Here is a 14639-nt window from a genome sequence, read left to right as displayed (position 1 = left end):
ATAGTGATAGATATTGAATACGGAACAACGTTTCATCGTAGACAACATGCTGGGTAGTGTTGCGAGATGGCTTAGGCTACTAGGTTATGATACGAGATACGACCGTAGGCTCGAAGATTGGCGTATCCTCAGGATAGCAAAGGAGGAAGACAGAGTTATCGTGACCAGGGATAGAGGCCTCCATAGGAGGGCTTTGAAAAACGGGTTGAGGAGCATCTATATTGAAAACGTGGAAGATATCTCAGCTATTCTAGCTTACCTCGCTGTAGTAGCAGGCATAAGGCTGAGCGTCGAGCTTGACAAGACTAGGTGCCCTCTATGCAACGGCGAGCTGATGAAGGTGGGTAAAGAGCTTGTCAAAGGGAAAGTCCCCGAGAGAGTGTACAAGTTATACAACGATTTCTGGGTGTGCTCTAGATGCGGGAATGTTTACTGGGTGGGCTCCCACTGGAGGAAGATCGAAGAGATTCTGGCAAAAGCACGTGAAAAATATGAGGAACTAATTAGGATCTATAGGGTCAGGGTATCGACATGAGCGTTGTAAACCCTTCGGAATTATCGCTTGAAGACGGTAGGTTAATTGTCAGGCTTGCTAGGGAAGCAGTTGAGAATATTGTTAGGAATAATAGGAGGATAGCTCCACCCGAAGACCTGCCAAGCATTTTTAGAAGACCGGGAATGACTTTCACCACGTTAGAACTACTAGATGAGACCGGGAAGACTAGTCTAAGGGGTTGCATCGGCTTCCTAGCCCCGGTGCATAGCCTAGCTGAGTCTATTATAGAGAGCGCGGTTAGCGCGGCAGTAAACGATCCAAGGTTCCCTCCCGTCGAGGAATGGGAGCTTGATAGGATTATTGTAGAAGTATCCGTGCTCTCGACACCTGTAGAACTCAAGCCGGATAACAGGAGGGATCTAGTAAACCTGGTGAAGATCGGTAGGCACGGTTTAATAGTTGAATACGGGCGGTTCTACCAGGGGACTCTACTACCCGAGGTGCCGATAGAGTATTGCTGGGATGAAGAGACCTTCCTCAGCGAGACATGCCTTAAAGCAGGTTTGAAACCATCCTGCTGGCTAAACCCGGCTGTTAAAATCTATGCTTACGAAGGAAGGGTTTTCAGAGAGAAGAGTCCCAGAGGAGAAGTATACGAGAGGTCTCTAGAAGAAGAATACAGGTCTCAGTGCTTGAAACACTAGTAGGGGGCCTACTAGCAAGGATTGAAGGAGCTGGTCTCGGTTGAGGATCTCCCTGGAAAACATCTTGGATTTCCCATTGGATAAAACAGTTAGCGAGATTACTGAAGGGTTGAGGAGTTTTGTGAGAGACTCAGGTGCTAAGCTAGCGGTCATAGGTTTAAGCGGGGGCCTGGACTCATCTGTTACTGCTACACTACTGGCTAAGGCTCTCCCGAGAGAGATGGTTCTCGCTCTCGTAATGCCTGATACAAGGGTAAACAAGCCTGCTGATACAATCGATGCTATCGAACTAGCTGAATCCCTTGGTATCAAATATTATGTTATCCCTATTGACCCGATAGTAAATGCCTACATGGTTTTACCTAATATCGGCACCGGGGATAGGCTACCGGTTGGTAATTTAAGGGCGAGGATAAGGATGAACATACTATACCTCTACGCTAACAAATTCGGGGGCGTTGTTATCGGGACTGGGGATCGAAGCGAGATCCTGATCGGTTACTTCACTAAATATGGTGATGGAGGAGTAGACTTCCAGCCTGTAGCATCACTATACAAGACCCAGCTGAGAGCACTAGCAAGATATCTAGGGCTACCGGACAGGATAGTCGAGAAGCCTAGTAGCCCCGGTTTATGGGAGTCCCACCTAGCTGAAGAAGAGATCGGTTTGAAGTACGAGGACGTAGACAGGATACTCTACGCCCTATTCGATATGAGGCTGAGTGTTAGAGAAGCCTCTGAAGCCACTGGTCTCCCGCTCCCCCTCGTGGAAAAAGTGTTGGATATGCATAGGTCTTCGAGGCATAAGAGGAAGGGTTTGAACTATCTTAAGCTAAGCTGGGTTGAAAACCCTCTTGCCGAGATATAGTTTCTTTCCTCGGCTGTCTGCTGGATACAGCTATGTTTATCCCCGTGAATTCTCTTTCCATGTATACTACGCCTTCATCAATATACAGCCAGGCTGACAGGAAAGGGGATAGTATGGCATTTAAATATATCCTCCCGTTTTCGATCTTTACCGTAATACTAGATGCTTTAAACGAGTATTTATAATTAAGCTTTACTAATACGTGCTTATCTGCGTTTACAGACATTATCAGGGGCTTGGAGTAGCCGTAGACTACATTATCTTCTATTATGAAATCCTCCCGCTCAATCCTGGTTACTAAAGGTAGTTCGATGGATTCTATCGTTATAAGGTCTCCTTCGTCAACAACCTTGAGTTCACCCGGGGCGGTCCCATTGAATTTAAAAGAGCCGGGAGCGAGCTCAATTATGAAATCGCCGCTGGATTTTATCGAGAACTGTACGGCATTAAACCTTTTGTCATCGACTTCTACGAGAGTAGAATTCACATTTATCCTATGGATATCTGTTGGAGCCATTATCTATTCCGTTAAGGCATATTTATTCTAGGGCTTATTAAACTTCACTAGACGCTACAGGCTGGTTGTGAATATTTATTTTAACCCGATTTGATAATAGAAAAAGAGGTATAATCGTTTGAGCCGGGATCTACCCTTATATGAGAAACTCTTAGCCCTATTCCCAGGGTATAAGGGTTACAAGGAGAAGGAGCTTATCCGTGAAACAGACAAGGTTGTTAGAGAAAGGTTATACCGTATGCTTAAAGAAGCAGAGTATGTGTTGAGAGAAGCCTATTCGAGAGCCGTATCAATGTCCGCTACCGGGATAGATGTAAACGTGATGGATTCGGTAATATACAGGCTTGATAGCATAGCCGAGAAAATCCTCCACGCCCCCCACGGGTACAAGCCTTTATTCAATATAGTGAAAGTAGATGAGACAAAGTTGAATAAGCTCCTCGAGTTCGACCTTTCCCTCGGCGAGGCTGTTAGCAGGTTCCTCGAAGAGGTGAAGAATAGGTCTGTTAAAATAGCTTCCTTAGAAGATGCTAGGGGATTATTCCAGTATGTATCATCGAAGATTACCGAAATCGAAGACCTGGTTAATAAGAGGGAGAACTACCTTCTGCTAATAGGGTGAGGCTAGGTGTCGACTAGGCAGACTAATGTAATCGAATGGGTTAACCCGGGGCCGGACGATATACTCTGGGTCTACCCACACGAGGATATAAGATGGGGTAGTGTTGTAGTAGTCCACGAGTATGAAGTAGCCGTCTTTATGAGAGACGGGAAAGTCTACGATATCCTGCCTCCCGGCAGACACATTATTACAACACAGAATATCCCTCTATTGACTAGAGCCTACAATCTGGTTATGGGCTACGGGGAGACACCGTTTAAAGCTAGGATAGTTTTTGTATCCACAAAGCAGTTTAGAGGAAGGTTCGGGCTCTCTACGCGTGTGAAGCTAGGCCCCCGCACTCTCTACATGACCGAACTCCAAATGTACGGAGACTTCTGGTTCAGGGTTATCGATCCAGCGTTATTTCTAACGCAGATAGCAGGGGCAGCCCCCGCACTCTCCACCCAGGCGGTAGTAGAATTCCTCAGGTCGTATTTCACAGAGCTATTTATGCAGGAGGTTTCAAAGTTCACTGCTATAGACATCTATACGAATCTTAGAGATGTCGAGACAAAGGTTAAGTCGAGTAGCGTATACGAAGCTTTTAGAAGCAGGGGCTTGGAGCTAATAGATATTAAAATCGCCGGCGTATCCCTCCCGCAGCTAGAGAAAATGGAGAAAGAAGACCCTACCTACGGGCTCCCGCTACTACTAGCTATCCAGAAAGGTGACGAGGACAAGGTTCTAGAGATCATTAGAACCGTCGAGAGCCTGAGGGCCCTGGGCAGAGCACCTGGAGCAGGCATTCTCGGCGCTCTAGTGGCGCTACCGAGTATCATGCAGCCTGTCACCCAGCAACCCCCGCAACAGCCTTCTAGAGAGGGGAAGCCTGTTATAGACAAGCTGAGGGAGCTTAAGAAAATGCTGGATGAAGGCCTTATAACGCAAGAAGAGTACGAGAGGTTGAAGAAAGAGCTTCTCGAAGAGTTTAAGAGAGAATAGTAGCTTGAGAGGATTCTATTGCTGAAATTCTGGAAGAGCGATCGCGAGAAATTCGATGAGGAAATGAGTAAAGCATTCGACTCTAGGAACAAGGGTAGGATAGATGAAGCAATAGAGCATTTTATGAAAGCCTACGAGATAGCTTCTAGGTCTAAAGACGAGACGCTTAACCGCGAGGCGATAAAAGCATACGCGTACGCGACAATCTATAAGGCGCTTCAAGCGAGAAGAGTAGAGTACTTCGATGAGGCTCTAAAGACGTTGGCTTCTATAGATGGAGACTACGAGTTCGACCTCGCCCTGGCATCTAAGGTTAAGAACAGGGATCTAATAAGAGATTTCGAGATGCTCAGAGTATTGTATAGCCTGCCCCAGGTGGACCTCTCCAATCCCCGGGCCTACAGCCTCGATGTAGCAGGCAGGTATGAGGAGGCGGCTAAAAAATTCTTATCGGGAGGCAGCGGGAGATTCGTTATCGAAGACCTTGTGGATATCCGTGAAACCTTCGAATCTATCGGCTTTAGGCTGCTAGCAGTATCCAGGATTATACAAGCATCCCATGTCGAAGAAGAAGACCCGTCTAGAGCAATAGAGATCTATTCGGAAGCCCTGGGATACCTGTCTTCTTCAGCGAAAGCGGATGCCTACGTTAAGAGGGTTAGCGAGAAGATTAACAAGCTCGGTAAAGCAACAAGGTGCTGGATATGCGGTAGGCCTATACAGGGAGAGGAGGTAAACTTCATATACCTAGATACTTTCACAACCAAGTATATGCTCAAGAACTATGGTGGTGAAGACCCGAATATGCTTCTAGAAGGGCGGGTGGCTGTATGCTCAGTATGCTACGGGGCGATCTACAAGCTTAGCGACAAGATCTCAACCTATTACTACCATAAGACTCTCGAAGAAATGAAGAAGCTTGAAGAAAGGCTCATGGCCCAGATAATGGCTTTAAGAGCAGAAATCGAATCGTTGAGGGCTTCAGTAATTGCTATTAGAGCGGGAATGAGGAGGAGTGGTCCAGGTATATAGTCTTAGATGCTCGCACTGCGGGGCACCTCTCCCTCCTCCTAAGCCAGGAGAAGAATACGTGAGGTGCGAGTACTGCGGGTATTGGAATAGGGTCGACGAGTCTAAGAAGTATACCGAGGCATTGCTCGAAGAGGTTAAGAAATGGGTTTCAAGCATTATACCCAGGCAGGTGATCACTAGTACTGTAGCAGACATGGTTGCGAGACACCATTTATTCCAGGCTTACGTACTACCTAGGATAACGCCTATTCTCGCATCGGCTAAAGCAGACCTCTACAAGTCTCTTTCTAAGAGTCTAGTCGATATAAGAGGATTGTTTACAAGCCCTCCCTCTCAGGACCCTAAGAAATACTTTGAGGAAGCGGTTAGACTCAGTAGTCTGGCGGAATTGGCTGGAGGCGATGAGGATAGCCGTATGGTCAATACCCTTATAGCATATTATAATGTACTAGCCTACTTAAACAACGCCTTCTTCAATGCGGGGAACGAGAACTATGCTGAGGCATATAAGAATATGAGAGAAGCCGCAGAAATGATAGGGCTCACAGGCGAGGCGAGATTCGTTGACAGGCTTAGGGCTGCGGCTGCAGTATATAACGCGCTTGCTGAGATAAAGAATAGGAATCCTAAATCAGCCGAGGCATTGCTTAATAGTATTGAAAACATCGACCCAGCCGAGAGAGCCGTGTTCAGGGTGGTTAGAGAGATAGCTCGCTGGGCAGGCACATGGTTTGAACACGGTAGGGATCCTCTGGAACCTTACGTTAAGACTGTAGAGTACCTGCAGGCTCTGCAAAATCTGGATAGGAGACTCTTCGAAGAATGCAAGGAGGGGTTGGTTGAATTAGTAGGAGAATACTCTCTCCTAAATACTTCCAGGCTGGGGGCGGCAACAATTAAACTCGTTGAAGGAGAGGGAGATTACTATATCCCATTCTACCTGTCGAAAACCAGTATAACATTCGTGCAGACAGGGTTCTTTAGTAAAAAAGGTAAGGGATACATTTATAATACGATAATACCTGCTACAACCCCTGTTACCCATCCACCAGTTCTAGAGACGGGTGTTATAGACAGTTTAAAAGGGAAAACCCTGGCCGAGAAGCTTGATTCCATAGCGGGAACATGTCTGAATAGCATAGTATCGAGGATTAGAGACTCCTACCCGCCTCCAGGCTCTCGGTTTATACCACCGTTTACTCCGAGAAAAATAGCTGAGGAATTATTCTACCGTTACTGGAGGCCCTATTTCGACAAGTATAAGATTACGAATATAGCTGTAGACGTCGGTGGAGTCATATACGTACCCGGGAGGCTACGGGCTGGTAACATAGAGTTCTGCAACGGGCTCCTGAAGATCGCTGTTAAAAACCAGGAGTTTATTGTTAAATACGTAGTGTGAGGATTATGTTGAAGTATAAGGCTCTATACGATTTCCTCGCTCTTATAATAGCCGTTATAATCGGGATATCAGCCTCGTTTACAACCACAGCTATTAAATCGTTCGGGGCAGGCCTACTAGCTATATCGGTATGGCTTTCTCTAACCGGTGTCCTCCTAGAGAGAGAAAAGGGCTACTATGTCTCCAGGCGTAGTGTGAGAGGTGCTCTCGGAGTCGTATTCACCGCTATATCAATAGCTCTGATAACAGCACCGATCGACTTTAGGATCCAGCTTATAATAATCCTAGCAGGGCTAGGGCTTGCAGGCGTTTACGCCTACTACCTAGAGAAGTAGGGGCTGAAAGTAACCGGTTACCCGCCTAGGAGCTCTGGGATCCTCTAAAGGGAGAGTCTATCGGTTTTCGCCTTTAACTTTACTAAGAATTCATTAATATTATCCGATACAATGTAGAGCCCTTCGGGCTGGTATTCTATAGAATGACAATCCGGAGAGTAGGTTTTCGAATAAGGTATGATCTTCCCTACAAGGTAGCCCTCACTCTTCTGGAAGCATAGGATGTATGCTGGCTCACCTTTCTGGTATAGGATGAACATCCTATACTCTCCCTGCTCCTCTTCTCGTACTTTCTCGAATAGTTTCTCTAGCTCTTCTTTGAGAGGCATCCTGCCGGGCCCTATACGCTCTCTACGAGCTTCCTAACCTCGTCCGGAAGATCCTGGGCTCTAACTACGATTGCTCTGCTAGGGGGCTTCCTCGTTTTAACCGTTGTAACCACGTAGTTTGAAGGATCATTTATATCGCCTTCGTTCTCACCCTTCTTTCTAAACCTTATCCCTAGGAGCCGTATCTTCACGTAGTAGCCGTCGCTTCTCTCGGCATAGACGTACTTCCCGTGTTTCAAACCCATGAGACCACCCTTTAACCTATGAAAAGTATATTAAGAGGCTTTATAGGATTAACGCTAGCTCCTCCATGCGTAGAACCTGCTTACAACATAGTTTACTAGGAAGCCTAGTATTATGCCGGCTGCGAGGCTAAGGGTATAATTGAATCCTAGCACTACATTCCCTAAGTGGACGCATGCGATCTGTGTTACGAGACTCCCTACTGAGGCTACGTGGAATTTCAACAGCCTGTAGAAAGCCGGGCTGACGCTTCTAGAAGAAAGATCGCGGAATGTCCAATGCTCGTGTAGAGCGAAATTCCATACAGTGCTAGCTTCGAACCCGGCTAGGGTAGAGTAGTAAGGGTTGAGGATACCGAGGTAGTAGAAAAGTCCTGAGACAAGCAGGTTTACGATAAAACCGGTTAATCCCACAAGGCCGAATTTAATTATCCTAACAGGCTCGGAAACAAGGATTCGAATAGGCTTTGGTAGGCGTGATACCAGGAGATTGTATAGTGACCCGTAGCCCAACCCTATTTCGAACACTTCAATACCCGAGACGGGTAGATTGCCGGATAGGAGTTCGAGTACTTCATCTACCCTACCGTAGACGCCTACAACGCCTTTAAACAGCTGCCCGAGCGTATTCCTAGGCCCAGGCAGATTAGAAGCCTTGAATACGAGGACGCTGTCTCCGTGATGCCTGCTAGATAACTCTAGGAGGAGGTCTACATCCCTACTCGACAAGAAGTCTAGATACACCAGCACCCTACTGTCCTGGCTATAGTTTTTTCCTAATTCTCCTAGGAGGCTCCAGTCTATCTCTCTAACCGGGAGTCTCTCAACCCTTCGTTCATCCAGCTCTCCAATTATAGGGTACACCATTTTTATCAACCCGCGGGGATATTTTTAAGTATTAGCGGTGTTCCCCTGTGGGGCAGGATGAGGTAGACAGCTGGGATAGGATCGTAGACGATATCATCCATTGTACTAAATGCCCTCTATACAGGTACAGGAAGAACCCTGTTCCCGGGGAGGGCGATTTAAACGCTCCCGTTATGTTCGTAGGGGAGGCTCCGGGTCGGACCGAGGATGAGACCGGTAGGCCTTTCGTAGGCTCGGCTGGACAGTACTTGACACAACTCTTAGAGTCTATTGGTTTAAGCAGGGAGAAAGTGTTTATAACAAACGTTGTCAAATGCCGTCCTCCGAACAATAGGGATCCAACGGATGAAGAAATAGAAGCATGCTCCCCGTATCTTATCCGGCAGATAAAGTTGATCAAGCCTAAAGCTATTATAGCCCTAGGTAGGCACTCTGGCAGGTTCCTATACAGCCTAGCCGGGTTGGAATGGACTAGTATGACGCAGGAGCACGGGAGGGTTAGGAGCGTCGAGATACTAGGTTTGAGAATAAAGCTTGTCGCAACATACCACCCTGCTTCAGCACTATACAACCCGGGGTTGAGAGAGAAGATAGAGAAGGATTTCAAAACCGTTATCAAACAAGTAGTCGACGAAGCCTTCGGAAGGGAGGCGGCAGGGCTACTGAAATACCTGGGGAAAGGCAGGGGCTCAGAGTAACACTGATATATCATAGCCTGCGCTCAAACTTGCCGGGTAGTCATCACCAATTATAAGAATACTCTGTATGCTACTATATAACGTTATATTCATCAAAGTATTCACTAGGTTTAGAAAAATTTTTTACCTTGTAGAAAAAACATAAATAGTTTGGAGGCAAGGATGGTGAAGTCCATAATATCCTCAGTACTATTTACAATTCTAATTGTGCTAGCGGGAACCACTAATATAGTGGTTGGAGAGGAGCCGGTCTACCCCACCGGGGAATACTGGGCAACAAAATTCGGGTACGTGTTAAGCGGTCTACAAATAGCATTGCGGAATCTAACTGGTACAAACTATTGTACGTTAGGATATTTTGTCAAAGATAATGGATGGGTAGGCTTAGTAAGTGCCGGGCATTGCTACCTGAATCTTGCTCCACCTGTCGATACAAACATATATCAGCCAACACACAATTATCCCTCTATAGCTTTAGTCGCGAAAGCGGTAGTAGATAACCGGTCTCGGGTAGATTATTTGATAGCACTGCTCTGTCCGGGTGTAAAATATGCTACGGCAGTTATTAATATAGTGAATAGTTCAACTTACAACATTCTGGTGTTCCAAGACTATTATGATTCAGAGACGCTCCGAAGTTGCTGTTTAAATAGGACTGTCTGGATAACAGGTAGAACTTCTGGGACTTATAATGGGACACTTGTATTTGCTCTGCGAGACCGTATAATTATAACAACAAGTGATCTAAGAGCTCGACTCGGTGATTCAGGAGGACCAATATTCATCAAAGAGAATGATCAAGATGCTACTTTAACCGGTCATATGATCGGATTTGTGAATACTGAAGACTCAATCCAAATGATAATTGGAAATCCCGTAGATGTTTTAATAGATAGTGGTGCTCAAATCTGTGCGCACGGGTGTCCGCCATGAGAAAGATGTATAATTACCTATGTAAACATTGTCTAGCTTTATTTATAATTGCTATTTTCGCTATGACTATTGTCCAACCTGTACTAGCTAATACTCCACAGCCCGCTAACCCGTCTCAAGAGCTCAAACCCCAAAGTTTAGAGCCCTGTAGCTTTTTCGAATCTCATGTAGATACTAATTTATCCGTCATAGTTTTCAGGATAGATCTCTTCGAAAAGATCAGGGAGAATGTCTACGTTCTATGGCTGCCGGAAGGAGATAATCCGGAATGGATTGCAATTAAGCTTTGCTTATGCCTGCTAAAATTCGAGAAAGAATCTATGGCTAGGATGATCCAACAGAACTCTCCTCAAGCATATAGCGAGCCCGATAGGTATTTAATGCGTCGAAGCAATGGAACATGGATTTACACAGTATCCTACTCTTTCAAACCATATATCACTATAGGTCGCGAAGAGTTCGATAGGGTTCTCAGGTCGAAAGGTGTGAGAAACGGTTTAGATAGCTTGATTGCCCTGGATGAGAGACTCTCTGTCGACGAGATACTTATATATGTAGCTAACGATACCAGGCCCTTAGTAATAGAATTCCACACGCTTAGGAGTGTTAGCGCACGGGATGTCGCCCAGTTAGCGAGGAAGATTCTAGATGCTGATACGTCAATCCTTTTGAAAATCATCCCGGGTCCAAGACTGTTACCTCCGAAACCAGAAAAAATTATTGAAGATGTTTTCGGTTATGATGTAGTAGAATTAGGACAAGGTATATGGGGTGCAGTGTTTATAACCTACCGTGATAGATTAGAATCCCTCGCATCCATGTATAATGTGACTATGAGAGGAGCCCTTGAGCTAGTAGCCGACAAGCTACTCCCTAGGCTTAAACCCCTAAACTACATGATAATTATCGTAGGCGACGATACTCCTCTACCGGTCACGCTCGCCCAACAAGCGGCAGTTCCTTTAGCAACCGAAACCCTGTCTAGCCAGCCTGCAAGGCCAGTTGATACTACTACGGTTACCACAACTAGTGTAGTGAATAGAACGAGCGGTTATAGTGGAGGCTTAGCCGAGGCCCCGGCTGGTACTAGCCGGGGCCAGCCTGCTAACGACATTCTTCTTCTTGTACTGATTGTATTGATAGCTATAACAATGCCATTCACAATCCTTCCCCTACTACGGTATAAGAGGAAGAATAAGAGGAAGAGCTAAACCCGGTTTCTTTTTCCCTCTTTCCACTATACCCCTGGGCTTTTTTCCACCAATTATTCGTAGTATGTATTAATAGGTCTCTGAAAACGTTAATATAAACTAGGGGTGTGTGGTTTTGGAAGCTAGCGCTAGCGATATGCCTTTCAAGGTTTTAGCAGATACGTTCGAGGCTTTAGAGAGTATTACTGCTAGGACACAGATGACGAATATTCTAGTAGGCTTGTTTAAGAAGACGCCTCCGGATATTATCGATAAAGTAGTGTATTTCCTAGAAGAAAGGCTCTGGCCTGACTGGAAGGGCTTGCCGGAGCTTGGTGTTGCCGAGAAATCTATTATTAAAGCTATTGCGTTAGCAACAGGCCAGAGCGAGGACTCTGTCGAGAAAACAGCTAAAACACTAGGAGACCTGGGGAAAGCAGCTGAGGCCCTCCTATCAGCCTACAGGGATAAGGCTAGGAAATCAGCCGGCCTCCTAGCATTCGCATCCTCTAGGAGGGAGCTTACCGTTAAGAGAGTATACGATACCCTGGCTAGGATCGCTATGGCCCAGGGCGAGGGGAGTAAGGATATTAAGATCAGGCTTCTAGTAGGCTTGTTGACAGAAGCCTCTCCTAAGGAAGCGAGGTATATCGTTAGATTCGTCGAGGGGAAGCTGAGGCTAGGCGTTGGAGAGGCTACGATAATGGATGCTCTCGCGATAGCTTTCGGTGGAGGCTCTTTCGCAAGGCCTATTATAGAGAGAGCTTTCAATCTGAGGGCTGACCTAGGCGAGGTCGCTAAGATAATAGCTATTAAAGGCATTGAGGAATTGAAGGCTCTGAAACCAACGGTAGGCATCCCGATAAGGCCTATGCTAGCAGAGAGGCATAACGACCCGAAGGAGATACTCGAGAAGGTTGGCGGGGCCGGGTTCGTAGAGTACAAGTATGATGGGGAGAGAGCCCAGATACACAAGAGCGGGAGCAATGTTATCATATTCTCGAGAAGGCTAGAGAATATCACGCACCAGTACCCTGATGTAGTAGAGTATGTTAGGAAGGGGATTAAAGCAAACGAGGCTATTGTGGAAGGTGAGATAGTTGCAATAGACCCTGACACAGGGGAGTTTAAACCGTTCCAGGAGCTAATGCATAGGAAGAGGAAGTATGATGTACATGCTGTCGTGAAAGAGATCCCTGTGAAAGTATTCTTATTCGATGTATTATACGCTGATGGAGTAGATTACACTGTTAGACCGCTCGTCGAGAGGAGGAAGGTTCTCGAGGGGATAGTCGAGAGATCCGAAGGCTTAGATATAGCAGAGTATATTACAGTAAAAGACCCTGTGGAGCTAGAGAAATTCTTCATGAAGGCTATTAATGAAGGTGCCGAGGGGGTAATGGTTAAGGCGATACACAAGGATTCTATATACCAGGCTGGTACAAGAGGCTGGTTGTGGATTAAATTCAAGAGGGATTACAGGAGCGAGATGATCGATACGGTCGACCTAGTCGTAGTAGGAGCATTCTATGGCAGAGGCAGGAGGGGAGGGAAGTTCGGCGCGTTGCTAATGGCTGCCTACAACGATGAGAAAGACGTTTTCGAAACAGTCTGTAAAGTAGGTAGCGGCTTCACCGATGAAGACCTTGCGAAGCTACCAGACCTGTTGAAGCCGTATATTGTTGACAAGAAGCCTGCTAGGGTTGTCTCAAATATTGAGCCGGATGTATGGGTAGTCCCCAAGCTGGTTGCCGAGATAATAGGGGCGGAGCTAACCCTCTCCCCGCTACACACATGTGCTCTAGGCAAGGTTAGGAGTGATGCGGGTATCTCGATTAGATTCCCTAGGTTCATCAGGTGGAGGGATGATAAAGGCCCGGAGGATGCTACTACTTCAAACGAGCTCGTAGAAATGTACAAGAGGCAGTTGAAGAAGATAGCTGAGAAAACAGGTGAAGGAGAAGCAGCGTAATATAGAATATTTCCGGGCTAAGCCGCAGGTGTCGTAAATGGTTGTAATAGCTGTTTTTACCGGTGTCGCCGGGTCGGGTAAGTCTTCTCTAATAGCATCATATTATAGGTGGTTGAAGAAGAAGCTGGTGACAAGAGTAGCGATCGTGAACCTCGACCCTGGTGCTGAAGTACTACAGTATAAGCCTGTCTTCGATATCAGAGAGCTCTTTACACTAGAGGATGTCATGAAGAAATATAATCTAGGCCCTAACGGAGCATTTATTAAAGCAGCCGAGCTTGTAGGCGAGAGCTTAGAAACCATATTGTCAAGAAGACCGTTCGATGACGTTAGCAAATGGGATATCGTACTAGTCGACACGCCCGGCCAGCTAGAAGCATTTATCCTGAGACCTGCTGGAAGCAAGGTTTTAAGCGAGCTGTCTAGACTAGCTAATACGGTTATAGTCTATCTCATAGATTCTTCGGCGATAGATAATTTAATCGATGCTATAACGCTGTGGCTTCTAGGGTTTTTAATACAGGTAAAGACGGGTCTCGACGTAGTACCAGTGATCAGCAAATCCGATATAGCGAGGAATATCGAGGCTCTAAAAGCGTTGGTAGACAAGAGGTTTAGCGTGCGCGAGCTAGAGCCATTACTGGCTATCAGAGGTTTAGCCGCAGACCTCCTGTCAGATTTTATGAGCCTGCTGGATAAGACCCAGGGCGCTTTCAGAGCTGTAGCCGTATCGGCTGTGACAGGAGAAGGTCTCGAAGACCTCCACTTCCTAGTACACGAAGCTTTCTGCGGTTGCGGAGACCTCACGTAGCAACGTAGACGGGTTAAATATTTTAGTCTAGGGATTTGAAAATGATAGTTAAGCAGGGTGCTGTCTCCCATGAATATCTTTCTAAGCCTTGGAGAGCTACTTAATATCCCTGTTAGCGAGTTCACCCGGGTAGGCTTTTACACTGCTTTGATACTGCTCCTAGCAGGGATTGTTTTACTATTCGCCGGGAAGCTATTGATCAAAGTTGTCGTAGGAGTCGGTTTCGGGGTTTTACTAGCGTACCTAGCGCTATTATTGTTAACGTATTTGAAAACGGGCACTGTTATTCAAATACTCGGTATTGTCATTGCTTTCATAATAGGCTTCATTACGGGCTGGGCTGTGTTCAAACTATCGCTATCTATCGTAGCAGGATTATGGGTTGCTATTACAGTAGCAAAGTACTTGTCGCTAAGCCTTCTTTCAATGTTCCTGCTGGCAATAATTCTAATAGTAGCGTTCTACCTCATAATCGAGCCTTTAACATCTATCATAGCAGCACTAGCCGGCCTAGCCTTGATATATTTCTCGGTAAACGCCCTAGCAGGGCCTCAAATAGCTATTGCGGTAACCCTGGTCCTCCTGATCCTAGCAATAGCAGCTAGAATGAGACGTAGAAGGAAATAGGGTTGAATAG

18 protein-coding genes are annotated in these 14639 nt (G+C 46.2%); 14 read left to right on the top strand and 4 right to left on the bottom strand.

Annotated elements, in window-relative coordinates; translation table 11 throughout:
• Positions 1-13: 13 nt before the first annotated feature.
• Genes ACSU1N_RS01305 through ACSU1N_RS01295 form a run of 3 tightly spaced genes read left to right on the top strand, consistent with a single transcriptional unit; the run spans position 14 to position 2068 of the window.
• Entirely contained in the window at positions 14-535 is a 522-nt protein-coding gene (locus ACSU1N_RS01305; protein WP_440059828.1) for a Mut7-C RNAse domain-containing protein, read from the top strand.
• Positions 532-1200, top strand: coding sequence for a TIGR00296 family protein (locus ACSU1N_RS01300; RefSeq protein WP_440059827.1), 669 nt, complete (start codon positions 532-534; stop codon positions 1198-1200). The genes ACSU1N_RS01305 and ACSU1N_RS01300 overlap by 4 nt, the downstream gene beginning before the upstream one ends.
• Positions 1201-1240: 40 nt before the next feature.
• The gene (locus ACSU1N_RS01295; protein WP_440059826.1) at positions 1241-2068 is read left to right on the top strand and encodes an NAD+ synthase; all 828 of its coding nucleotides are present in this window, start codon (positions 1241-1243) and stop codon (positions 2066-2068) included.
• On the opposite strand, the gene ACSU1N_RS01290 is transcribed toward ACSU1N_RS01295, so the two are convergent.
• Positions 2028-2585, bottom strand: a complete 558-nt coding sequence (locus ACSU1N_RS01290) for a hypothetical protein (protein WP_440059825.1) — start codon at positions 2583-2585, stop codon at positions 2028-2030. The genes ACSU1N_RS01295 and ACSU1N_RS01290 overlap by 41 nt on opposite strands.
• Positions 2586-2703: 118 nt before the next feature.
• Here ACSU1N_RS01290 and ACSU1N_RS01285 point away from each other — a divergent pair, with 118 nt between their 5' ends.
• Genes ACSU1N_RS01285 through ACSU1N_RS01265 form a run of 5 tightly spaced genes read left to right on the top strand, consistent with a single transcriptional unit; the run spans position 2704 to position 6960 of the window.
• Complete coding sequence (locus ACSU1N_RS01285; RefSeq protein ID WP_440059824.1) at positions 2704-3207, top strand: hypothetical protein; 504 nt, start codon at positions 2704-2706, stop codon at positions 3205-3207.
• A gap of 6 nt (positions 3208-3213) precedes the next feature.
• Positions 3214-4191, top strand: coding sequence for an SPFH domain-containing protein (locus ACSU1N_RS01280; RefSeq protein ID WP_440059823.1), 978 nt, complete (start codon positions 3214-3216; stop codon positions 4189-4191).
• An 18-nt stretch (positions 4192-4209) separates the two neighbouring features.
• Positions 4210-5223, top strand: a complete 1014-nt coding sequence (locus tag ACSU1N_RS01275) for a hypothetical protein (protein ID WP_440059822.1) — start codon at positions 4210-4212, stop codon at positions 5221-5223.
• Entirely contained in the window at positions 5207-6625 is a 1419-nt protein-coding gene (locus ACSU1N_RS01270; protein ID WP_440059821.1) for a hypothetical protein, read from the top strand. The genes ACSU1N_RS01275 and ACSU1N_RS01270 overlap by 17 nt, the downstream gene beginning before the upstream one ends.
• The gene (locus ACSU1N_RS01265) at positions 6622-6960 is read left to right on the top strand and encodes a hypothetical protein (RefSeq protein ID WP_440059820.1); all 339 of its coding nucleotides are present in this window, start codon (positions 6622-6624) and stop codon (positions 6958-6960) included. Before ACSU1N_RS01270 ends, ACSU1N_RS01265 begins: the two co-directional genes overlap by 4 nt.
• A 44-nt stretch (positions 6961-7004) precedes the next feature.
• On the opposite strand, the gene ACSU1N_RS01260 is transcribed toward ACSU1N_RS01265, so the two are convergent.
• From ACSU1N_RS01260 to ACSU1N_RS01250, 3 genes are read right to left on the bottom strand one after another with little or no spacing between them, the layout of a single operon-like run.
• Positions 7005-7289 carry a hypothetical protein gene (locus tag ACSU1N_RS01260; protein ID WP_440059819.1) on the bottom strand — a complete coding sequence of 95 codons (285 nt, stop codon included), beginning with the start codon at positions 7287-7289 and terminating at the stop codon, positions 7005-7007.
• An 11-nt stretch (positions 7290-7300) separates the two neighbouring features.
• Positions 7301-7534, bottom strand: a complete 234-nt coding sequence (locus ACSU1N_RS01255) for a DUF5622 domain-containing protein (protein WP_440059818.1) — start codon at positions 7532-7534, stop codon at positions 7301-7303.
• Between the two features lie 54 nt (positions 7535-7588).
• Positions 7589-8398 (bottom strand): GtrA family protein, encoded by an 810-nt coding sequence (locus ACSU1N_RS01250; protein ID WP_440059817.1) that lies wholly within the window; start codon positions 8396-8398, stop codon positions 7589-7591.
• Between the two features lie 47 nt (positions 8399-8445).
• Between ACSU1N_RS01250 and udg the strand changes: the two genes are divergently transcribed.
• The 6 genes from udg to ACSU1N_RS01220 all read left to right on the top strand — a co-directional run bounded on the left by udg (position 8446) and on the right by ACSU1N_RS01220 (position 14629).
• Entirely contained in the window at positions 8446-9096 is a 651-nt protein-coding gene (udg, locus tag ACSU1N_RS01245) for a type-4 uracil-DNA glycosylase (protein ID WP_440059816.1), read from the top strand.
• A 150-nt stretch (positions 9097-9246) separates the two neighbouring features.
• Positions 9247-10029, top strand: a complete 783-nt coding sequence (locus ACSU1N_RS01240) for a hypothetical protein (protein ID WP_440059815.1) — start codon at positions 9247-9249, stop codon at positions 10027-10029.
• 62 nt (positions 10030-10091) lie between these two features.
• Positions 10092-11240: a hypothetical protein gene (locus ACSU1N_RS01235; RefSeq protein ID WP_440059814.1), complete on the top strand. Its 1149-nt coding sequence runs from the start codon at positions 10092-10094 to the stop codon at positions 11238-11240.
• A 136-nt stretch (positions 11241-11376) separates the two neighbouring features.
• A complete protein-coding gene (locus ACSU1N_RS01230; protein ID WP_440060316.1) occupies positions 11377-13191 on the top strand; it encodes an ATP-dependent DNA ligase in 1815 nt (604 codons plus the stop codon).
• 37 nt (positions 13192-13228) lie between these two features.
• Complete coding sequence (locus ACSU1N_RS01225; protein ID WP_440059813.1) at positions 13229-14002, top strand: ATP/GTP-binding protein; 774 nt, start codon at positions 13229-13231, stop codon at positions 14000-14002.
• Positions 14003-14071: 69 nt separating this feature from the next.
• On the top strand, positions 14072-14629 hold the full coding sequence (locus ACSU1N_RS01220; protein ID WP_440059812.1) for a hypothetical protein: 558 nt from the start codon (positions 14072-14074) through the stop codon (positions 14627-14629).
• Positions 14630-14639 lie beyond the last annotated feature (10 nt).

The organism is Thermogladius sp. 4427co (assembly GCF_051933805.1).
In the GTDB taxonomy this organism is placed as follows: domain Archaea; phylum Thermoproteota; class Thermoprotei_A; order Sulfolobales; family Desulfurococcaceae; genus Thermogladius.
The sequence above is the reverse complement of the archived record's forward strand: the minus strand, read 5'-3'. Positions and strand labels throughout refer to the sequence as shown.

Coding starts and splice junctions, on each gene's coding strand:
- ACSU1N_RS01300 (WP_440059827.1), top strand. CDS start 532: ATGAGCGTTGTAAACCCTTCGGAATTATCGCTTGAAGACGGTAGGTTA.
- ACSU1N_RS01290 (WP_440059825.1), bottom strand. CDS start 2,585: ATGGCTCCAACAGATATCCATAGGATAAATGTGAATTCTACTCTCGTA.
- ACSU1N_RS01260 (WP_440059819.1), bottom strand. CDS start 7,289: ATGCCTCTCAAAGAAGAGCTAGAGAAACTATTCGAGAAAGTACGAGAA.
- ACSU1N_RS01255 (WP_440059818.1), bottom strand. CDS start 7,534: ATGGGTTTGAAACACGGGAAGTACGTCTATGCCGAGAGAAGCGACGGC.
- ACSU1N_RS01250 (WP_440059817.1), bottom strand. CDS start 8,398: ATGGTGTACCCTATAATTGGAGAGCTGGATGAACGAAGGGTTGAGAGA.
- ACSU1N_RS01235 (WP_440059814.1), top strand. CDS start 10,092: ATGACTATTGTCCAACCTGTACTAGCTAATACTCCACAGCCCGCTAAC.
- ACSU1N_RS01230 (WP_440060316.1), top strand. CDS start 11,377: ATGCCTTTCAAGGTTTTAGCAGATACGTTCGAGGCTTTAGAGAGTATT.
- ACSU1N_RS01225 (WP_440059813.1), top strand. CDS start 13,229: ATGGTTGTAATAGCTGTTTTTACCGGTGTCGCCGGGTCGGGTAAGTCT.
- ACSU1N_RS01220 (WP_440059812.1), top strand. CDS start 14,072: ATGAATATCTTTCTAAGCCTTGGAGAGCTACTTAATATCCCTGTTAGC.